Below are 22,741 nucleotides of genomic sequence, written 5' to 3' on the forward strand. Positions count from 1 at the left end.
TGGTGTCAAACTTTTTAACAGTGTAAAAAAAGTGTAACGCCCCCTTCTTATACTTCGCCCTATTGTCGCGGCGGAGCCTTTGCCGTGTTTTTTATTCGGGCGGTTAGGGCAAAGTCGATGCGCGTTTCTCATCTTTCACGTTATTCAGCGTTCAGTCTCTTTGGTGTTAGCGCGCTACTGCTGGCAGCTTTGATCATCGGTTTAGAGCGTCTTGATGATGCGGCTGAACAGTTAGAAAGCTACCAGCAGCTTAAACAGAAAATCGTGGTCGACTTAGGCCATACCATCAACCGCTATCTTTCTACTGGCAACGCGCTTGAACTCAGTGCAGCTGAGCAATTACTGACTCAACTGCCAGAGCAGGAGCTCCGGCAATTGGAAGCAGATGTCGCCGCGCCTATGGCGGAGGCGTTGACCAGCCTGCTTAACAACCTCACTACCAAGTACCGTGCGTTGGGCAAGCTCAGTGGCAACAGCCAGGGTCTGCTATTGAACGCTGAACGTGAATTGTCGGGGTACGCTGAAACCGCGGTGGACTATGGCTACAAAGCGCAGGCCCTGGGCCGTCGCGAAGCTGCCGATTACGTGCGCTTGGGTGCTGCCCTGCTGGTGGACCTGCAAAGCCTGTCGTTTGCTCGCGCCAATTACTTCGAAACCGGTGACGATGAGCAGGTATTTCTTGACCAGGTTAATCGTGTCCAAAGTGTGGCAAACAAAATAGGTGACCTACCTCTGCTGGGTGTAATGTCTGAAGTGGAAGTGGATGAGTTTGCGCTGGGTGACGATGAAGAAGAGGCCTATGACCTGGCCGAAGAGATGCGCCAGGAGATCGTCAGCCTAGCACGCCGTTATCCAAAAGAGATGGCCAGCACCACCGCTTTGATTCGTGAGCGCACCGATACGCAACAAGCGCTCAGTGACGAAGTTGCCCAGCTGACGGCGTTGATACTTGAACAGGAAAGCCTGGTTAAACTGAGCAGTGCGTCGATTGTTTCTACGGTGGAATTGGCGTTGTATGGCTGCGCGGGTCTGATCCTGATCGTTGCCCTGTTCAGTTACCTTGCGATAGCGCGAATGGTATTAGCGCCACTGCGCCGCCTGCGGGATAGCTTCCGCCAACTGGTTGAAGATGGCCACCTGAACCGTATCGACAATATGGCAAAGAACTCCGAGCTGGGAGAGATCGCCAACTACTTCAACGTGCTGTTGGATAATCAGCAGGGTGACGAGCGGCGCAAAGTGGAGCAGCTCAAACTTGTCTCTGATGCCTTAGCCAGCGTCAAAGAGCAGGTCAATCATATCTCCTCGACGACAGAGGAAACCGAGCAGCAGGTCGCTACTTCTCGTGAAGTGATGGAGCAACTGGCTTCGCTGAGCACCCAATTGAATGCAGTATCAACGGATGTTGAACAGAATGCACGGGAAACTCAGGAGTCTATGACCGCATCGCAACAGGGTGTTGAGCAGGTCATGGGGGCGACTGAAGCCACAGACAAAGCGGTAAAAGAGGGCCGCGAGTCGTTGGCATCGCTGAGCCAGTCGGTCGAAGACGTTAATGCCATTCTTGATGTGATCCGCGGCATTGCCGACCAAACCAACCTGTTAGCACTCAATGCAGCTATCGAATCTGCACGCGCCGGTGTCCATGGGCGGGGGTTTGCCGTGGTGGCGGACGAAGTGCGCAAGTTGAGCCACAAGACTCAGGAATCACTCTCTGAAATTACCCAGATCCTGACACAACTGGGTGAATCTTCGGTACAGCTGCAGGGCAATATTCAGGGGATTGAGGATGCTTCGCGCTACCAGCACGAGGTCAGTCAGTCTTTGCTGAAAACCGCTGATCAGGTTTTGGATAAGTCGCGCGCCAGTGCGGATGTCGCTCACCAGGCATCAGAGTATGTAAAACAACAATCAGACTATGTCACCGATTTTGCTCGCGCGATGGATAACGTGCAGGCCCAGGTAGAAGAAGCCAGGACGCTGTCATTCGAGATTGAAAGAGATGTTGAGCAGCAAGTTGGACGCATTACCCAAACCTTGGGCATGGCTTAGCTATATGAATGCTCGCCCGCAATCGAAACAGGTCAAGCATAAAGCAGATACGGTTGCGACTTGGGTGGCTGTGCTGGTGCTTTTGGCGGGGGTTTCGCTAAACGGTGCGCTCGAACGTAACGCTGAAACTAACCAACAGCAACAAGCTCAATTGCTGGCTGAGAATGTTGGCACACGTCTGGATGCGTTTGTTCAGGAACGGCAGTCTGCACTGTCCGTCATGGCTCGCAACTGGCCTAATTCCCATCCAAATGTACCGCTTTGGTTTGCGCAGCATGCAGCTGACACCATGGAGGTGTTGGGGGGGGTTGTTGCCATCGGCTGGTATGGTGCGGGCGGAGAGCTGCAAGCGGTTCAATCTGCCGACTGGCAACCCTTTCAAATATTCGGCTCACTGGCAGAGGCAGGGCTGCCCCACATGAACTGGCCGCAGGGATTGGAATCCCTCAGTGTTCGTATGCAGACGGAAGAGGGCCGCCACTTAGTTGCGTATCTGATCCCTATGCTCCCCAATCGACTGGATCGTGGCTGCCTGGTGATGGTGATTGACCCCCAGGCCATTGCGGCAAAGCTGATTGCGCCCATGATAGGAAATGAGTTCACACTCAAGATCACGTCTGATGAGATGGATGTATTGGTGGTGGGACAGCCTGGTGCCGCCCACATCTATGCATCAAGACCGCTTGTATTTAAAGACCAGCGCCATGTTTCACTGTCGATCTACGCTAACCACACTGCCTATCAGGCAAAGAACTATGTGATTGGTTTTGCCGCTTTGGCTGGTTTGCTGCTGGCCTGGGCTGTCAGAGCCAGCATTATTCGGCAACGACGTTTGAATCTGAGTCAGCAGCGCTTCAAAGCGGCGTCTGAATCCAGTCTCGACGGGCTGCTTATCTTAGCGCCGAATGAATATGGTGAGCTGGCGGTGGCCGAGGCCAACCCAATGGCTGAGCGATTGATCGGTCGTCCTCTGGACCAGCTTTTAGACGCCAATGTCGATTCCGTGGCCGCTTGGCTGCAGTCGGAGACACTAACCAATGACTGCTATCAGGTCCTCACTGATCAACAAACCATCGAACGACGTTTTTCCACTCGCTGCGGAAAGCAGTGGTTCAAATTACAGCTGGTGCATACCGAAGAGTTGGTTGCAGTGACCTTGAGAGATGTTTCGCAACGGATGATCGCCCAGCAGGAGTTAAAAGCGCGTGAAGAGAAATTCCGCCGATTGGTAGAGGGGCTGAACGGCCATGTTATCTACGCCATAGATAGTGATGGCCAATTCGAATACCTGAGCGATACCTTGTCACGATTGTTAGGCTGGTCTCCGGAAAAAGTGGTGCCCAGACTGGAGCGCATTCTTGCCAGTTGTGCCCAGCACCGAGGTTCACGTTATCAAATGCTGCTGTCGGGCCAGACGACAGAGCCCTATCGCCTTCGCATTCGTCATCAAAATGGTAACTTGAGAACGGTAGAGCTGAGTGAATCGCTGGTGTTTGATAATGCCGGTGAGTTACGCGGCATTGAAGGGATCGCCAAAGATATAACGGATGCCGATAAGTTGCAGCAGCAAGTGACTTACCAAGCTCATCACGATGCCTTAACTGGGTTGTTCAATCGCTACCATTTTGATGCCTGTATTGCCGAGTCTCTTGAGCAAGTCAGAGAGGGTGGGGTGGAGCGCTGGTTATTTTATTTTGACCTCGACCAGTTCAAAGCGGTCAATGACAGTTGTGGTCATATTGCGGGCGACGCTTTGCTGCGCCAGCTGACACACATTATCCAAAATGCTTTGCCTGACGACGCCGTGTTAGCTCGTCTTGGTGGTGATGAGTTTGCAGTGTTATTCCCGATGCAAGGCCAGGAATCGGCCGTTGCCCATTGTGAGGAGCTGATTAGGGCCGTGCGGGAGTTTCGATTTGGTTGGGAAGGGCAGCTGTTTCAGCTTGGTGCCAGCGGTGGATTAGTAGAGATAGAGTCTTCTTTTGTCAGTGCTGACGAACTGCTCAGAGCCGCAGATGCGGCGTGTTACATCGCCAAAGAGCGCGGACGCAACCGTATCCATCTGCATGCCGATGATGAAGCAACACAGGATCGCCATCGCGAGCTGCACTGGTTCAGCCGGTTACGCCGGGCATTGGAGCAGGATCAGTTTGAACTCCATATGCAGCCCATTTGTGCCGTGGGCAATACACCCAATAAAGGTTTGCACTACGAAGTATTGCTCCGACTTCGGGATGAGCAAAATAGTTTGGTGAGTCCCGCAGTCTTTATCCCTGCGGCGGAACGTTACGGCGTGATGCCTGACATTGACCTGTGGGTGGTTTCACAGACCCTGGCGTTGTTAGATGCCCATCCCGAGCATGTTGATGAGCTGGATTGCTGCTCCATTAACCTGTCCGCGGCAACACTGAGCCAGCATAGAGTGACAGAGCAGATCATCGAACGGGTGTCAGATCACCCAGAACTCGCAGCTAAGATCTGTTTCGAGATCACTGAAACCTCGGCCATTAGTTTGATGGAAGATGCGCAGCAGTTTATTGGGCATCTGAAGTCGTTGGGGTGTCGTTTCGCGTTAGACGACTTTGGTGCGGGCATGACCAGCTTTGCCTATTTGAAAAACCTGCCCGTCGACTACCTCAAGATTGATGGTCAGTTTGTCCGTCGTCTGGCGGAGGATAAAGTGGATCAAGCTGTGGTACGCGCCTTTAAAAATGTGGGTCTGAGTCTGGGTATGGAGTTGGTCGCGGAGTTCGTCAGCTCCGATGCGATCCTTGAAGTTATCTGTGATGTAGGGATTCATTATGGCCAGGGCTACGCATTAGGTAAGCCATTACCGCTGGCCCAATATCTTCAAGGCTACCAGATGGCCAGAGCCTGCTGACTACTCTACAGGGCGCGTTGAGTGTGCTTAAATTGCCAGTAAGGCAATTCAATGACCACAATGCAGCGCTCAATGTCAAAACATATCTGTAAATGGGACCGCCAGACAAAAGCTCAGATGATGGGGGATCCTCTTTACGAACTGGTGAAAAAGCCCAAGTTTGTCTGCAAGAAGTGCTTTCGTGTTGCCAGCGATAAGTCGCCCCTTTGCAAGCCGATCAAACTTAATTCACTCAGATCAAAATAATCGTCCGTCGCCTTTTTAAAACGCCTAGTAATTGCGATACCCTGCTGCCAGTTTATTTGTGAAGGGTTAACCAGATGAGAGTGCGCGAGCAGACCGCTTACGACCAGACTCGGGTCGACAGCCTGTATCGTCAGGCGGCGCCACTGATTCTGATGTTCCCTTTTTCCAGTGCTTTAGTGTGCGCCTACTTGATAGGTTTCACCGAGATGCCCGCACTGCCACTGCTGGTTTGGTGGGGTGGGATCTTTGGTTTAAGTCTGGTGCGGTGGTGGTTAACCGAAAAACAGAAAAAGAGCCGTGGCGAAGCGCTCCATTACGAGCGCGCTTACATGGTGCTCGAACTGATCTGTGGCGGATTTGCTGGCGCGATTTGTGTTCTGACGCTGCAGTTGTCCTTCCTGCAACAACTGATACCCCTGCTGGTTGTGGTTGGCGAAGTGGTCAGTGCCGTGGTGGTGATGGTGACCTGTTGGCGGGTCTTCGCTGCTTTTGCCTCCATGGCTGTCATACCTTTCTCGCTTGTCTGGCTATTTGTCGGCACTCAGGACCATCAGATTGCAGCACTGTTGCTGTTGCTGCCCTTCAGTTTTTTGGTTGCGAATACGTACCGCCATTTCTATCGCTTCGCTGATGAAACCAACAAGCTGCGATTCGAGCGAGAGGAGTTGGTCGCTGAGCTGGCTGACAACAATCGGGAGTTGGCTGCAGCACGAGATCAGGCAGAGCTAAACAGTCTTGCCAAATCTGAACTTCTCAATACCTTAGGTGCACAGCTCAAAGCGCCGTTGATGGGGCAGCTGGCCTGTTTGAATCTACTGCATGACAGATCAAAAGGGCGAGCCAACCAATCTCTGGTAACAGCCAGCCAACACAATGCGGCGCAATTGCTGCAACTGGTAGACGACCTGACGCAACTGGAAGCGCTGGATCAGGATGCGTTTTCACTCAAACCCATGGTGTTTAATCTTCGCGGCGTGGTCGAAGAGGTGATGGAGCTTATGGCCCCCTCTGCTCACCTGAAAAAGGTGCAATTGGAAGCGGCCATTGATCAGAGTACTCCTGAACTGGTTAAGGCTGACATGGGTAAATTCAGGCGCCTGCTACTCAATATGTTAACGCCAGCCATTGAGTCGACCCACAAAGGTGAGATCCTGCTGAAAATGACCTTCAGCAACCAGCAGGCGTTTTTGGTACTCACCGACACTGGCGAAGGGCGAACTTCTATTCCAGATGACCAGACCGAGTTGTTACCAGGACTCCCTCTGGCGACCCGGTTAACTCAAGTTATGGGGGGAAAACTGTCCTGCAACGCGTCCCTGGCAAAGGGTACCCGGGTGAGTGTTTCTGTGCCGATGGATGTTGTTTCTGAGCCTGTTAGTGTTCCCTTGGTGGATACCAACCAAACTGTGCTTGTAGTGAGTCCCCATGGCTGCGTGCGCCTAAGTGTGGAAGCACAGCTTGCTTGCCTTGGGTATCAAGCACATTTGGTCGATAAATTGGATATCGCTGAAGCCCTGTTAAAACAGAGTCGAACATCGGCGATCCTGATTGCTGATATCGACGCGGCCAAACCAGATAAGTGGTCCTGGCTGGCGGAACGCGCTCACAAACAAGGCCATCGATTGTTGCTGTTGCGCCGGTTCAATCAAACGGCAGTCAATTCGCCAAAAGCGGCAGAGCTAGCTTTACCCACCAGTGTAAGTAGGATTGAGAACGCTCTGACGGTTACTGTTCGTGATAAACAGGCCGAACCCGAAACCGAGGTGTTAGCGGCGCAGCGACAAAAGCAAAAACAGCAAAAACAGCCGATAGCTGCCGGTGAAGCGTTATTGCATCAGCTGCCACCAATGGAGGTGCTGGTACTGGAAAACCTGTTTGCTGAGCTGGGGTGGCGAACTAAAAATGTCGATGTAAACAGCCTGTCTAGCCTTCCGCAATCGTCTGCGCTACCACAGATTGTGGTGGCAGATGTGTCCAGTAGTCCTATCGCCGATGTGGTCATGAATCGCCCTGTTATTCGTGTTGGTCAGGCGGGAGATGAACGGGCGCAGTTAACGCGCCCTATCGATTCAGCACAGCTATTGGCGGAGTTAGAAAAGCAGCTTAAGACCGGTTAGCCGGTTCTTAGGGCCAGCAGTGCCGGAATATCCAGCTCTTCCTGATAAGGTACAAATCCCGTTTGCCTTTCATCAATGGCCAGTATCGACATACGGTCGGCCAGCTCGTTGCCCTCAACACCCACGTGGCCATTAACGTGCAGTAGGCTCACTTTTGGGGTGACTTCGTTGTAGAGATAGTAGATTGACTGGATCAGCTCAAGATTTTTTATCACGCCCTCGCGTTTCTGCCAGCCGTTTTTCTCCCACCCTTTTGCCCACTGGGTAATGCATTGAATCGCGTATTGAGAGTCACAAAACACAGCGACTTCTTTGTCTTTTGCCAGCAGTTTTTTGGCAAATCTCAGTGCCTGATGCAGCGCATTTAGCTCCGCGGTATTGTTGGTGCCCTTGGGGTTGAATAAGCCATACCAAAGTTCGACAAGACGGTTTGAGCGATAGATAGCCACACCTGAACCGGCTTTACCTGGATTGGGCTCACAGCCACCATCGGTGAAGATCTTAAGTTTGGCTGGGTGCGCAGCCACTTCTTTTGCTGTGTAGGTTTTTACACCAGAACCACGTTTTTTGGCTGCCGGGCGTTTTGCAGGTGAGGGCGATGACTTGCCGTCAAAAGCCGCCTTGGCTTCAGCTTCTGTGGGGAAAGACTTGTATCGAGCGCCGGGAAATTGGTCGACCTGCGCTTTGCAACTTGGCCAATCGGTGTAAATACCCGGCTGGTGTCCTTTCCAGACCACATAAAACTTCTTTGCCATCTAATTTAGCCTCTAGCTTGGTCGACATTTTCAGGGTGTCATGATGACAGTAATGATTGGTAAAAGCATCTGATGACACCTCAAGTGCGGGGAATTGAGGTGTCCATATCCATAATCCAGTATCAGCGAAGCACCAGCTCGACACGCCGGTTCTGCTCCCGCCCACCTTCGCTTTGATTGGTTGTCACTGGAGATGCTGGCCCCACTCCCATGGCCATCAGTTGCTTCTGCGGAACGCCTTTGCTGATTAACGCTTTGACAACCGATTCGGCGCGTTGGCTGGAGAGCGTCATATTAAATTCGTGTTTACCGACGCTATCGGTATGTCCCACCACATAAAACACTTGCTCTGGATTGGTTTTCAGATAATCAGCAATGGTATCCAGTACTGGTGCCGAGTCGACGGTAAGTGAAGCTTTGTTGAAGTCAAAAAACAGGCCGTGCAGAACCACCTTGCCCTGTTCCGCTAACTGTTGATTCAGGTAGGCCGCATCAATGGTGACGCGATCCGTTGCCATTGCTGTGGGTTCGACAATATCAACGGCGATGTACACATCTTCCCAGTAACCAAGAACGGCTACCGAAGCGTAGGCATCCCTCTTATCGCCTGATAATTTGGCTGTCATCATTCGAAAGTCGCTTTTATCCGTGATGTTCCAGATATCCATCGGTGAATATCTGTGTTCGTCTGGACTGCCCTCCCACAACGGCTCGAGCACACCATCTTTGCCACAGTTAGCCAAAGCGCAATCAAATATTACCGAAAAGCCCGCTTGGTTGAGCGCTTGCTCATAGTTTTTATACACCTGAAGCACTGATTGCTTTGGCGGCGCTTTGTAGACGATGGTGGTGACTTTTCCTTGAAGTGACAGGTGAGGCACGTTTTCTTTTGCGTCTGCCACACCGGTTGCCAAACGAAATTCACCAAATTCGAGTTCTTGATAACCCTGGATAACTGACCCTTGATAGCGACTGATAAGTGGATGATCTTTGCTGCCTTCTTTGTCTTCACCTTCAGCCTGACCAATAGGGGCGGGGGTAAGTTCTTGTGCCAAAACCTGCGTGTCGACTTCTACCAGCCCAAGCTGAAGAGGGAAGGGCTCAACAATATGTTGATCGATCTCGAGCATGTCCTTGTACCCGAGATTGATAATCCATTGCACATAGGTGGGGGATTCTTCGGCACCCAACTGTGCCAGCAGATATTGATAGTTATCTCGCGAATCTAGGTTGTAGATATCGATATGGTTTTGAGAATCGTGGTGCCAGGTGTCACGGAAAAGCTGCTCGACAAAATCGTCACCACAGCTTTTCTGGTCGCACTGCAGTAAGATCTTGCCACCTGATTTCTCAACAACATCTTGATAGTTTTTAGCTGCCATTATCGGTGTGGAACCGTTGTTGAGCTCGTAGGCATGCACGGTGAGCTTACCGGCCACTATGGTGCCTGTTGGTTGTTCGTTCACATCTAGTTGAACACTATTTGGTATCAATATTTCGGCATAGTTGACTTGCGCGGTCCCCTTAATCCCTGCCTGACTAAATGCAGATATCAGCGGGTGGTCTTGAGGTGTCTCAGCCTGAATTGCGGTGCTCAGTAACGCGCCGCTGGCGACAAGCACTGCTGAGAGCGATTTGATGATTGTTGCAGTATTCATGGAAGCAATCCTTTGTCTCTTGTTGGCGAGTGCGAGGTTCATCAGTCGCACAAGCAGTCATTATGTCACTTTGGTCGTATTGAGCTATGTCTTTTGTCATACCGGTGGGGGATGCCTCCAAAGCGGCGACCTGTGCTGTTACGTCTACTTTCAGTGAGGCACTGGCTGGCGTTACCCGCACGCATGCAGAACATCAGGAGGAGTCATGGATTTATTCGCTTGATCACGCTTTTTTCTATCCATGTCAGTGGTTAGAGAGTTTTTAATCGGCAGCTCGGTAGAGTCAATCAAAGTTATTAAACAATTTTGTTGTCCACGTTGGTGCTCCTATATGTCTATTTTTTAATCAGAAATCAGCAAGGTCCAAAGGAAGTGACGATGAAAAGCAATGGGTAAGATAATTAAGAAAGGAAAAGGTTACGCCCTGCTTTTGAGTTAGCAGGGCGCAGTGAAGGTTAGTACGTAAATGGCACAACCAGTGCCGTTGCAACGGTGTTTAGCTGTTCGCCTTCTCTATGGTGTCGCTGAAAGCTATATACAGCGCCATATCCAGATACCTGTGCAGGTATCATGTCCAGAAATGGGACTTCCCCAGCAGAAAAGTCAAATTCTTGCTGCGGTAGTTCGATGTCTGTGGATTTAATTACTCTGCCATCTAAGCCAACTTCTAAAAGTTTTAGAGTGAAGTTGATTTGCGTATCAAGGAAGTTATCCGCATCTTCGTTTTCTTCAGTCGTTGTTTGACTATCGACCCAAGTGACTACTACACGTCCATCAACTGCCTGGCCCAGCTGGTAGCTTTCAGATTGACCAAGTGAGGCGATCTGCGTCCAGTCAGAACCGTTAAAGCGGCTTAAATAATAATTAAATACGCTAGGGTCGTCGGTCGGTTTTTGGATCACTGCAAAAAAGTTGTTGGCATCCACAATATAGTGGCCTGCCAGTGTGCCATCGCTAATTGTGGCAACGGTTTTTTGGTTAAGCGCAGCGTCTACAACACACAGTGATTTGTTATCGAAGGCGGTAATGACAAACCCGTAGTTATTGCGTTCGAGAGTAAAACTGCAAGGTGTAGAAAGATAGCTATCATCTGTCAGTGATACATTCCTGTTTAGCTGCAGAGACGAGGTTAATTCACCTGTAAGGTCGTATTTTCTAAGCTCGTTATCCAATTTGAAATCGTTGTTGATGTTGCTGTGCAGCATGGCGATATGCGTATCGTCTGCAGCAGCCACTAAGCCTGATGACATTTCCGAGTATTGAGTTAACTCCCCTTGATACGCCAATGACAACTCCCCATCCCAATTCAATTTGCGGTAGGTTGTTTCGTAACCTGCGGGGTCTTCTCCTGTAGTAGTACCAATGCTGCCGACAATAGATAACCCTTTGGCTGTATCAAGACTAAGGGCATCTGGTTGGTACTCATAGCCGCTGTCATCCTGCATGCCTCTGATTTCACCGTATGGCATCAAAAGGTCGACTTCCCCATTGAAACCGTAGTACTCGACAAACCCTTTAATTAGGTCGCCGGGCATAGAGACACCCATAAAACCGTGTTCAGGATGGTAGTTTACGTGAAGTAACAGGCTGGCGCTGTATGGATCATCTTGATCGAATGCACGATCGAACAACGTATATTCTTGCGGCGTTGTGCTTGCAATGATGGACTCGGTAACGGGTGAAAGCCCCATCACGATGTAACTCCCATCTTGCTCTACTACTACCATTTCACTCCACAATGGAGTTTGGTTCTGATCGATAATGTCGGCTTCTTCGGCCGCGATCGCGGTCAGCATCGCATCTGCTTTTGTCGACAGTGCAGCGCTATCGTCTAACACCTCTTCAAGCGTCATGATAGGCATGAGTGCCTTGGCTATTGCGCTGAGTCGGGCGTCATCAGCGGCAATATAGTCTGTATTCAAATCACAATTAGACTGACCTATCCAATGGCAGACTTGTTCTCTGGCGGTCTGCTTCTCTTCACCGGCTCTTTGATACAATACCTCCAGCGTGGAGTAGGGAGAGACCAACGACACATCTAGATTGCTGACCAGTAATAGATCGTTCTCGAACGTCTTTGAATAGGTAACATCAACCGTGGTACCCGCATGAATTTTTGCTGCCAGTAGGGTGGTGGTTGGCAGTTCATAGTCGGTCTTGATGGTAACTAGGCCGTGGCTGTCAGACTTTTCAGAAGGCTCGCCGCTGTCTTGCTGAAGATCACCATTAAGATCAAGCCAGCCAGTGGCATCTTTCAAGTAGCCGTCAATGACCGTGAATTGCGTGGTTACCTCAGGGGTTTCAGGTGTGCTGCCTCCTCCTGAGCCACCACAGCCTGCAAGAATGCAAGCAGAGATAATGGTTGTTGCTATTGATGAATGTTTAAACTGCACTTAGATGTTTCCTTACGTGTAAAGATATGTACTTTTAAAAAATTGGAAAAAGTGTTGCTTAGCTTGATGCAACCCCGCTCCGAGATGATTCGGAAAGCGGGGATTCCAGTTAGGTTAGCGCTGTCGTGTGGTTCTTGTTAGGCAAAGCCCGACCAACCAAAGAAGGCTTATCCAGCCAAGCGAACCGCCTCCACCAGACGACTTATCCACTTCTGCTTCAGTTGTTTTCACTTCCACATCAAATGCAGTAAATCCGCCTTTATTGTCGGTAACAATGACTCTGAAATGATCGACCCCCAGATGTCCTTCCGGTGGCGTGTAAACTGCATTTTGATGGCCAGAACGAGAGATGCTTGCACCTTTGACGGAGTGGTCACTGACGGAAACGATGGCCACAGTGTCGCCATCTTCATCACTCACTTGGTTCATCAGGTCAATGGTTAAACTTGCGCCCTGTTCTACTGTGTGGGGAGCAACATAAATGCGGGGTTTATTGTTGCCCATGGCTAAGAAGCCTTTATGGCTTGTGTTCTCTACACTGACAATGGCATAGCCGTTTTCAAATTGTGCGGTTTCATCTTTTTGCCAGCTTTGTGATGCTTCATCAAATACAAAGTAGGCTGAGGGATAGATGCGCTTATTGTAGAAAATGGTGAGCTGCTCTATCGGTTGTTCAGTTTGCATGTCAACAAACCCAAAAGGCGCATCCGCCAAATCGACCGGCAATGACTCATCAACAAATGTTTTGGTGGCAAATTGAACAAATTGGTTTTCTGGGGCGATCACATAGCTAAAACTAATGGCGCCTGTTATTGGCAATGAAACGACATTTGCCTGTTCAGCATCGAGAATCGTGTCTTTGTTACCATCCGCGAACAAATTTTCCAGTCTGTCGGGAACAGAATCTCCGTCACTATCCTGCACAGCGACGGGGGCATTGAAAATTCCATGGTTGGTCTGCGAGGGATCAGCCTGGTTAGCTGCTCGCAATATCACGCGGTATTTGTCGGTTGCTGCCGCTGACTGTGATAAAGGTACATCAACGTGTACCGTTTTTTCTTCACCAGCTTCCAGTGTCAACTCGGTATCGGTCAAGCTGATTTCGGTACCGTCCTGCAAACGAGCATTTAGCGTTAGCGACTGTGTTTCGCCATGATTCTTAACGATGAAATCGACTTTGGTTGTGACGCCTGGGATAAACACCACGGGGCGAGAATAGACTGGCTTAACAGACACTGTTTGCGGCGAGTACAGGCTGCGATAGGTACGTTCAAACGCATGCCCAGCTTGCGTGACACCGCTGATGACGGCCTTGAAAGCCGTCGTAGGTATCTCCACCTCACCAACATAGCGGGTTGCATTCGCACCTGTTTCCACAGCCTCAATTTTTGCGGTTTGCAAGTGTTGACCTTGCTGGTCAACAAGTTCAACGTTGGCCTGGTCAATAGCGCCTGCAAGGTGCAGTGTCAGTATTTGGTTTTTACCGGCAATGGGTTGACCGGAAATGGCGTAAAGGCCCTCATGTGCGGCCCTGCCTTTAAGCTCTTTGAAACCAAACTCAATCGTATGCACCGCCGTGCTGGCGTGAACATCCAACGTATAACTCTGCCCATCTTCTCCTTCAACAACGGCCTGCCATTCGCCAGGTACGGGATCTGATATCACCCAGCTTTGACTGCGCTCAGTTCCGCGGATTTGCAGGCGCGGATCGAAGGTTGGCACCTCCGAACCATCCGGCCGATATAGGCGCAGGGTGCCAATAGGGTTCATATTGATGTGGAGCATGAGTTGGTTAGTCTGCTCATCTACCTTAACGGTATGTGTATTTGGCAATGTTGCGGTTTTTGGCTCTGCCATCCGGGTTTGTGCTGATAGATCCGCGTTTGCATAGGAGGATATGGTTGCGGCTATCTGCACCAGCTTGGCAAACATGTCGCCACCGTCACCAAAGTTAGGGTTAACATAACTGAAGGTCTGTTCGGCACTCGCAGCGGAGTAGTCGTAAGGGTAAACCAGCCCTTGGGTTTCATTTGCGATGGTGGTGTACGTGCTGTCTTCAGTAAAGGCGAGGAAAAAATTAATGCGAATGTTTTTCTCTTTAGCCAGACTAATTACATCCTGCAACAGGTCTGTATGTTTGGTATCGGCATCTGTGTATAGATACAGCTCTGTGCCGGGTGTGGCTTCATTTACCAACACCAGCAGCGCATCTAATGCGCTTTCTGGCGCATCAAAACCATCGTCCGGAACGCCCTGCTGTATTCGGTTGATATGAGAGAGCATGGTCTGATTGGTATAGGCTGTTTCAACGGTGGCTACTGCCTCACCGAATGACACCTGGTAATAGTCTGTAATACCCCTTTGTGCTTGGATCGCACCCACCGCGTCACGCATACCGTTTTGAATGCCAGTAATGGTTGGCCCCATACTGGTGGTGGTGTCAACGGCAAAAGCTATTTTGCCTCCAACCCCCATAAATCGTGCAACATTGTTTACCCGTTGCGCCTGTGAAAGGGTTTCATCCTCAAACACAGCAGTAATAATATCGTTGACGTAGGCGCGGGTATGAATGGTCGCAACGTTGATCGCTTCCATATGATACGCCTGGCCCGGTGTGTCTTTGTTTAATCCTGTTCCATCGCCGCCATGTTCACATTTATAGGGCTGCGGGTCGGTCTGGCCCATGGTGTAACCATTAAAATACCCTGTGGTAACAACATTAAGGCCACGGGGGCCCAAGGTTAGGTTGGGCAATGGGCCATCATCAACCTGCCAACCCGTTTCCCACTCGCAGGTTTTATAATGTGCTTCGTCTGGTGCTTGTTCCCAACCATCTTGTGCATCGGCATATGGATTATCGTCTGTCGGGTAGGTCAGTTCAGTAAAAATATCCTGATTCCGATGCCCCAGATTGACCCAGTTTGAATGGGCATAAAAATCCTGCAGTGTGTGCAGCGCCCTGCCGAGTTTTTGCCTGGCGGCGACGAGATCCGGCTCATTGGACGACAGTTCCTCTACGATATCCCCTCTGAATTCAATTAGTCGCTGACTGCACCCATCTCGGCCACCAATCATTTCATCGTCACAATGGGCCGGACCATGGAAAAACTCGCCGGTTAAGTCATCAACGTGGGCGTTTGCCGCTTGAATTTCAGCTATCACCGCTGCTGAAAAAGCCAAATCGTGCCCTTCTATGTCCAATGAGGTCAGCGCATCTGCGGTCACCGTCAGGTGGTTGGTTCGGACATCTTGCCAGAGGTATCCCTTGCTCTCTGACGGCTTAAACGCATTTGCGGAAAATGCGAATGTACTAATTAATAGTGCTATCTGTAGATTGCTGGTAACAACGCGCATCGCTATGGTTCCTGGAGTATTTTTATAAATTTAACGCAGCGTTCGTCGTAACGTTCGCCGTAGCTATCAACAAGGGTGATAATGCTGCCATCCGTTGCGACAGCGAGACTGTTGCCTTGCCAGAAATAAGCATGTTCAAACCCTTTGATGGAACTTATTTCGCTTTTAATTTCGTCTGATTTCCCCGACAGATAAATGGTGTCATTTAAGACATCAAACGAAGAAATAAAGCCCGTATTATTTGTTAATGCTGCCCAGTGTCTGCCGGAGGTTTGTTGCACCTTATTTAGCGTATTTTTATTGGTGTCAAATACCAGCAGGCCGGATTGTCCTGAGGCGATATAGAGGTAGCGGCTATCGGCACTAAAACGCCCCTCTTTAAAATTGGCGGATGTTTTCCAGCTGCCACGGTTATAAAATGGCTTGGTAGTATTGTCCAGACGGGTGATCTTTTGTTTGTCCGAGATGTCGGTGAGTATCAATGGCGAATCTAAAATTGAGCCGTAGGCTAATTTATTTCCGTCGGGAGAAATGACGATTTGTGATGGATGTTTTACACCGTCTAACTCTTTAATAAACGTTAATGTATCACCCTCTATTCCAAACAGGCTTAATCCGTCACATCTTTTGTTTTTATAACAACCTGAAGCATAGAGGTATTTATCATCGGCGGTTATGGCAAATGCCAATGGCTCCATGAACTTGGTGCTTGATAGCTGATGGATGTTTTCTGGGTTGCGAACATCATAGATAAGTAAGCTATCTTGGACCGTCATATACAGCTTATCCGCTGCATGGTTTAATTTGTATTCCCGAATGTTTGCTTTTTTTTGATTGCTGGTGACTGAGATGATGTCGCTGATTTTGGGTTGGGTAATATCACGAATGTCAACCACGTAGATCTTGTGCTTCTGACCGCGATGGTGATCCATAAGGAGTACATACTGGTTATTATGAATAAACAGAGGTTTACCCTGCACCCAAGATATTTCTTTAAGGCACCCCACCTGTTCTTCTTTTGGGAAATCAGCCCAAGCACTCCTTGTGTTAATAAGAAGTACTATCGCTACAATATAAAATACTATCTTCATTTTTACATATATGGATTGGTAGAAGAGTTATAAATTTCAACTTCGACATGGTCATCTTTGAAAACAAATAACATATTTGAGAGGAAGTAACTGCCCGCTCTATTAGGGTTTCTAGTGCCGGCTCGCTGAAACTCTTTTGAATTTTTTATCGCCTCCATATCAAGCTCTTGTCGAAATATAGCGGCGTCAATGGGAACCCATCGACAACCGCGCTTCCGCGTCTTATATATATGTTTGCAATCATGCAGTTCAGCTAGCTGCCAAACTATCTCTAGTTTGTCTGGCAGCTTTTTTGACTTAAGCCATAGCAGGCTAACCCAATCAGGTTGAGAAACCGTGCCAGCTATTCCCGGCCTTATTTCGAATTGAGGCTGCATTATCTCATTGCCATTGTCTGTATTTAGCTCAGTGACAATAACACCATAGCCTGCAGGCGAGAGATTTAGCCCATACAATCTGGTATTTTTACTGCCCGAACAAGCCGCTAATAAGGTAACTAATAAAAGCGTGAGTATGGTTTTCATTTCATATCGCCTTAGGTTGGATCGTCAGCCAGAATAGGAGAGGCCTCGCTGCGGTCAATTGTCACATTCAGCCCATAATTGTTTTGTAGCCACTGGCTGTATGCATCGCCGTTAACCAAACCGATACGGCTTTTCTCTCCAGAGACATCCCAGCCCTCAACCATATCGCAGCCAAATACTCCACAGTCCTCCACCATGTAATGATCGTCGTAGAATTGCTGACTTTGCGCGTGAGTCATACTGCCGCTGTTTCTGGGCCCGCTAAAGGCGTCTCTTTGCGAGACAGAGCTACCATCCAGGTACTTCAGGTTTCGACCTCGCATATAGATCGGCAGCGCATTCAGACTGGTGTGCACGATGGGGTTGGTAACCTCCATTAGGCTTTCAGTGCTAAGGTATTGCCTGTTGAGTGTAGGTACGCCCGCTTGTTCCGCTTGTTGTACCATCCACATCAGGGCGGCGTCAGACAAATCACCATCGGGGTAGCCTCCGCCAACATCAGCATGGGCGCCAACAAACCCAAGTTCTATTCGGTTAGAAGAGTTTGATGTATTGGCAGATTGGTGAATGGACACGCCGTGGAAATCGTCCCTTTCTTCATCCATGGCTACGGCGTGGGCTGCATAGCCCACTGAGTCGGGGAGGCCCAGTCGCAGCTCCGACAGGTCATCACCCTGCCACTGGCCGAAATGTGACACCGTATCCCAAAGACCTGCAAAGCGCAGGTTTAGGCTGATCCCAAGATTACAGCTATCTCCCTGCATCAGTGCCTGAGCATTTTCCAGGCTATCAGCGGAGGCGCCTACAAAGTCGGTTTCAAAATCAGGGAACTCGAGCGATGTTGCCCCGTCAATAATGTCTTGTACAATATTTAGGAAAACACGTGCGGATGTAGCACCTCGGCTAAACCCGACAACGTCAATATCTAAAACATCTGACGTTCGGCCTGCGTCACCAAGGGCATTGATGTGATCAACTAAATAGCCTGTCATATGGGCCACACGCTCTCCAAGCGTGTGACCAAACGCTAAATCTGTATTACCTCCCGATATGCCACTGGCGGCATCCGTGGTGCCGACACCTGAGATGTAGTACCAGTGCCGCCCCGCCAATGTGGGCATTTCCGATGATGCTGCACGATAACTGTTTCTAAAGTGCACCACATTACTGATTGTCGTTTTTGGCACCGCCGGGTCGTTATTATTCGTACCGTCAAAGGCAAATAGCAGTAGGCCTTGCGGATCGAAGAAGTGCACCGGATTGGAGGCTACGTAGGCAAAGGTGTTGATACCGCCCCTCAAACCCAATGGATCAGGAGAGGTATAACGCCCCATGGTGGGATCGTAGTAGCGATGAATGTTGTAAAACAGCCCTGATTCTTTGTCGGCGTATTGCCCCGGAAAGCGCAGGTTGACGTGATGATGGTAGCCGTCTTGATCTGGGTCTGAGTCTGCTTTGCCGTTGCCAAATGCATCGCTCTGCCATCGCCACACTGTTTGCTGCTTACTGTTGGTGGCGAGGCGTGGTGCCTGCAGATGATCGGTGTGCAGATAGAGTATAGCCGCTTCGGGTTGCTCACCCGCTCGGTTGAACTGTGCTATTGGCATATCGCCCAGCCAGACGTATTGTTTACTTAACGCGCCTTTAGGGGTAAGTGACCACTCACCCAGCAATTGTCCGTTTCTATTGTAATAGAACAACTGATGATGCCATTCATCACCCTCTCGCCAGGATTTAACCTGACGTTGACCGAGCGCGTTATAGCTATAAGCGGTTTTTAACACTCCCTGATTAAATAAAGCGGCGGGTTTTCCGCTGATATTGTTGAGGAAGTGAAGGCCTCGGATCTTAGGTGCCGTTTCAGGATCTGCAGACCCGCTTTGTTGGGTAACATGACTCTCTGTTTTCTCAACTAGCCCTGAAGGCTCTGCGTTTTCATTTGTCACGCCCATTAAGCGGTTGCTTTTTGCCTGATAACGATAGTTTAGATTTTGCTCAACGTCTCCAACGCGTACCTGGTGAGTTAAACGGTTGCCTGCAGGGTCATAGCTGTAGGCTAAATTCAGCTTGTCGTTGCTTTCTGAAAGCAGACGATCCAGTCCGTCATACTGATAATGGGTTGTGCTGTTGTCAGATTTAATGGCAGTAAGTGAGTTGCTATTATCAAATTGATAATGCCGCTGCCAGTGAGTATGTCCTTTGCGATCCGTCAGTTTGCTCTGGGTAAGCCTTCCATCCTTGTCGTAGGTGTGACTTGTTTTCAGGCCATTGCCATAGGTCCAAGCATATGGGCCAGCAAATGGGCGATAACGCACACTCTGAAGCAGGGTATCCTCAGGCTTTCCTGGTTGAGACTGCTGCATTGCCACCAATCGACCCTTGTCATAGGTGTAGCTGATTGCCAGGCCGTCGGGGTATATCATTTTCGCCAACTGATTGGCTTGGTTGTATTGGTATTGCAGACTAAAACGGTATTCTTTGTCAGCGACAGCGATAAGGCGACTGTCTCTGATGATATTTCCGAGTCGGTCATACCCGTAGTCAAATTGACCGGCACTATTGCTAATATGGGTCAGGCGTCCGATGCCAGCGCCATGCTCAGGATCGGTTTGGTCATATCGATATTGGGTGTCCAGTTCATCTGTGACGTGATCTAACGCAATACGACGATTTAGCATGTCGTAACGGTAAACAATCCCTGTCGTTGATGGGGCCGCCGTTATTTCTATCAGATTCCCTGCTGCATCATAGCGGTAATGCTGCGTGCCTTTGTCAGGGTTAATGGTTTGAATGGTTTCTCCAAAGCCATTGTGCATAAATGTGGTTTTCGCGCCATTTGGTGCTTTGACGACGGATAACCTCTGCTGCCCATCGTATGTGAATTCGGTGATACCACCCTCTGGATCCTGATAGCGGACAAGTTGACCCAGCAAGTCATAGTTGAACTGGCTCAGTAGCGTTTGTTCTGCCCTGGCTTGAGACTGACTGAGTTGCTGGCCCCTTGCATTGTATCGATATTCTGTTTTTTGCTTGTGGTTCCCCAGCGCCTTGATGACCTGCCCAAGCGCATTGAATTGACGTGCACTCGTTTGTACTACGGCGCCTTGTCTATTACTAACACTGGCATTCTGCCATTGGCCATTCAGACGGTTAGGCGAGAGCGTTATGCTGTCTCCCTGCTGATTGCCTAATTGAATAAGTTGGCGAGCATCGTTGTATTTCAGTGTCAGTTGTTGACCATCACTGCTGACGACATGGTCAAGAAGGCCGTTAGCTTGATAGCTGAACCTCTGCGTGACGGCGCCGTTTTCACCATGAACCGTTGCAGAGAGCAACTGGCCACGCGGGTTGTAATCAAATGTGTGACGGGTGCCGTTTGCATCAATGAGAACCGTTGGCTGCCCGAAATGATTCAACTCACTAAAATGGACCGTGTGCCCTAATGCGTTAACTGTTTTTATGAGATTGCCGCTACGGTCAAAGTGCTGGACCGTGATGTCGTCCTGGCCATTTTCTGGTGCCCTTGGTCCATTAATAGCCCAGCTTTTGATTTGTGTTTCATCAACGTCATAGAAGCTGTATTCGTGCTGCCAAGTGCGGGTGGTATCAGTGCGACTAGGATCGTTAGCTGACTCGGTGAGGTCTTGCAGTGTCCTCGATACAATACGCCCGCGCTGATCGTATTCATTGGTTATTTTGAGGTAGTCTTGCCATTGTCCCTGGGCATCTTTTCCTCGATAAATAATTTGAACCGGCTCGGCTATACGTTCGTGCCATGTTGTTAGCGTTTCTTGGGATTTTTGGGTTTCAATCCAGTTACTACCATCCCATTCCATGCCGGTGCGCTGTTTGGTTGGTAAACCGCGGCGTTCTCGCTCTGTGAGTGTCCCTGCACCATTGGCGTCAACCGCGACATTCACAAAAGCATCGCTTGAATAGAAATGGAAGTTCTTTGTGGCGTCGCAACCGAGTGTTTCATCACCTTCGATTTGGGCGGTTCGCCTGATGCCGCTGATCTCTGCAAAATGATATTTTGATGCAAGGCCCAGCGCGTTTGTTACAGTGGTAGTGCCATCATCGTGGTATACCAAAGTAACTTTTTCTGCACCTTTACCGTGTTCGCTACTGATCGCACGTTTCACGTCGTCGTAATGCCAGGAGGCGTAGCGCTTGCCCTCTTCGTCGGTGATACCTGTAAGCGCTTCGGGGTGACGTTCATCCTCATAATGATATTTGCGCTCTGAGATTTCACCTGTTGGCGCTATCTGAGAGATACCTACCAAGTTTCGCTGGCTATCATGAGAGAAACTAATCTGCTTTCCTGACGGTAAGGTGACAGCGCTTAGCATTCCATCTTGGTATTGGAATGAGATCTCAGCGCCCACATCATCGACAACAGATTGCAATTGCCTGTCATCGCTGTAGTTAAGCGTATGGGTGCGTCCGTATCGGCTGGTTAAGGAAAGTAATCTACCATCGCGGCTGTACTTTTCGGTCTCCCCAGTGCCCAACGTGTAGTGCCATGCGACAAGCTGGCCGTTGTCACGGATTGGCAGCAGGGCACCCACAACGCCAGGCTCGGCTACAAATTGTTCTTTGTAATAAATGAAGCGCGCTTGTTGGCCATCATTGCGGTGCATCAGCACGCGCGGACGTCCTTTATCATTTACCTCAACAAAGAGTTTACGATGATAATAGTGGCGCCAACCTGCGCCGACTGTGCTGACACGATCTGTGTCTGAGCTGTTGTAATAGCGGATAAAAGCTAATGGAAATACACCACTGCCAATATAATCGATTTCTTTCTGAAATTTGTTTCCGGTCGCCGAATTGATCGGGTTGCCTACACCTGAGTAGGTCGGGGCGTCCCCACCAGGCATGGGGCAATAGCCACCGCCACTGTTGCCACCATTCCAACGACCACTATCACCATCAAGAAACCCAGGATCGCCGGAGCCTCCGGTACCTCCGCTTCCCCAGTCACCGCCAGTACCGCCAGAGCCTCCATTCCAGCCTCCATCATTACCAGATCCTGATCCGCCCGTGCCGCCGTTACCGTCGCCAGGGCCATCATTGCCACCGTTATCGTTGCCGGAACCGCCCCCTGAGCCGCCGTTATCGCCTCCCCAGCCTCCACCAGAACCTCCGGTACCACCATTGTTGCCGCCAGAACCGCCATTGTCTCCGCCTGAGCCGCCGCCATTGTCGCCGCCGGTACCTCCATTGTTGCCGCCGGTGCCGCCACCTGAACCGCCAGTACCCCAGCCGCCACCTGAGTTCCAGCCACCACCGGAGTTCCAGTCGCCACCTGAACCGCCTGAACCTCCGGTACCATTGCCTCCACCATAGTTTCCATTGCCGCTACCAGCACCGGGGCCTACGCTGAAAACGGGCCCCTGCATTCCGTCTGTTGAAATACCTGCAAGTTCCATGGCGACTTTGGTTCCTTGAAACCTGACAGCCTCTCCCATCCGAGAATAGGCGCCCACGCCTAGGAACAGGGTCAACGCGAGCAAGGGCATGTACTCTGACATGCTGTTGCCAAGCTGTTTCTTGAGTGAAACGGTTGTTAGTTTTGGTGTTTTCATGGCACTTCCTTGTTTGCAGAGTGCGTTGGCTTTCTTCTGATTGCTACGGACAACACCAAGCAGTGGTGGCTTCATCGCTTGG

10 protein-coding genes are annotated in these 22,741 nt (G+C 50.1%); 3 read left to right on the forward strand and 7 right to left on the reverse strand.

Annotation, left to right across the window (positions count from 1 at the left end; genetic code table 11):
- Positions 1-117: 117 nt before the first annotated feature.
- The 3 genes from ABEA14_RS13150 to ABEA14_RS13160 all read left to right on the forward strand — a co-directional run bounded on the left by ABEA14_RS13150 (position 118) and on the right by ABEA14_RS13160 (position 7,296).
- Positions 118-2,052 (forward strand): methyl-accepting chemotaxis protein, encoded by a 1,935-nt coding sequence (locus tag ABEA14_RS13150; RefSeq protein WP_345340481.1) that lies wholly within the window; start codon positions 118-120, stop codon positions 2,050-2,052.
- A complete protein-coding gene (locus ABEA14_RS13155; protein WP_345340482.1) occupies positions 2,003-4,933 on the forward strand; it encodes a putative bifunctional diguanylate cyclase/phosphodiesterase in 2,931 nt (976 codons plus the stop codon). Before ABEA14_RS13150 ends, ABEA14_RS13155 begins: the two co-directional genes overlap by 50 nt.
- Before the next feature lie 320 nt (positions 4,934-5,253).
- A complete protein-coding gene (locus ABEA14_RS13160) occupies positions 5,254-7,296 on the forward strand; it encodes a sensor histidine kinase (RefSeq protein WP_345340483.1) in 2,043 nt (680 codons plus the stop codon).
- On the opposite strand, the gene ABEA14_RS13165 is transcribed toward ABEA14_RS13160, so the two are convergent.
- From ABEA14_RS13165 to ABEA14_RS13195, 7 genes are all read right to left on the reverse strand, one after another.
- Positions 7,293-8,051, reverse strand: a complete 759-nt coding sequence (locus tag ABEA14_RS13165; RefSeq protein ID WP_345340484.1) for a ribonuclease H1 domain-containing protein — start codon at positions 8,049-8,051, stop codon at positions 7,293-7,295. The genes ABEA14_RS13160 and ABEA14_RS13165 overlap by 4 nt on opposite strands.
- Positions 8,052-8,173: 122 nt before the next feature.
- Complete coding sequence (locus tag ABEA14_RS13170; RefSeq protein WP_345340485.1) at positions 8,174-9,709, reverse strand: OmpA family protein; 1,536 nt, start codon at positions 9,707-9,709, stop codon at positions 8,174-8,176.
- Between the two features lie 455 nt (positions 9,710-10,164).
- Positions 10,165-12,102 (reverse strand): hypothetical protein, encoded by a 1,938-nt coding sequence (locus ABEA14_RS13175; RefSeq protein ID WP_345340486.1) that lies wholly within the window; start codon positions 12,100-12,102, stop codon positions 10,165-10,167.
- Positions 12,103-12,216: 114 nt separating this feature from the next.
- Positions 12,217-15,456 carry an Ig-like domain-containing protein gene (locus ABEA14_RS13180; protein ID WP_345340487.1) on the reverse strand — a complete coding sequence of 1,080 codons (3,240 nt, stop codon included), beginning with the start codon at positions 15,454-15,456 and terminating at the stop codon, positions 12,217-12,219.
- Between the two features lie 2 nt (positions 15,457-15,458).
- Positions 15,459-16,547, reverse strand: a complete 1,089-nt coding sequence (locus ABEA14_RS13185; protein WP_345340489.1) for an LVIVD repeat-containing protein — start codon at positions 16,545-16,547, stop codon at positions 15,459-15,461.
- A 2-nt stretch (positions 16,548-16,549) separates the two neighbouring features.
- On the reverse strand, positions 16,550-17,071 hold the full coding sequence (locus ABEA14_RS13190; protein WP_345340490.1) for a hypothetical protein: 522 nt from the start codon (positions 17,069-17,071) through the stop codon (positions 16,550-16,552).
- A gap of 11 nt (positions 17,072-17,082) precedes the next feature.
- Positions 17,083-22,659: a phospholipase effector Tle1 domain-containing protein gene (locus ABEA14_RS13195; protein ID WP_345340491.1), complete on the reverse strand. Its 5,577-nt coding sequence runs from the start codon at positions 22,657-22,659 to the stop codon at positions 17,083-17,085.
- Positions 22,660-22,741: the final 82 nt, after the last annotated feature.

The sequence above is a fragment of the Corallincola platygyrae genome (genome assembly GCF_039544265.1).
Lineage (GTDB): Bacteria > Pseudomonadota > Gammaproteobacteria > Enterobacterales > Neiellaceae > Corallincola > Corallincola platygyrae.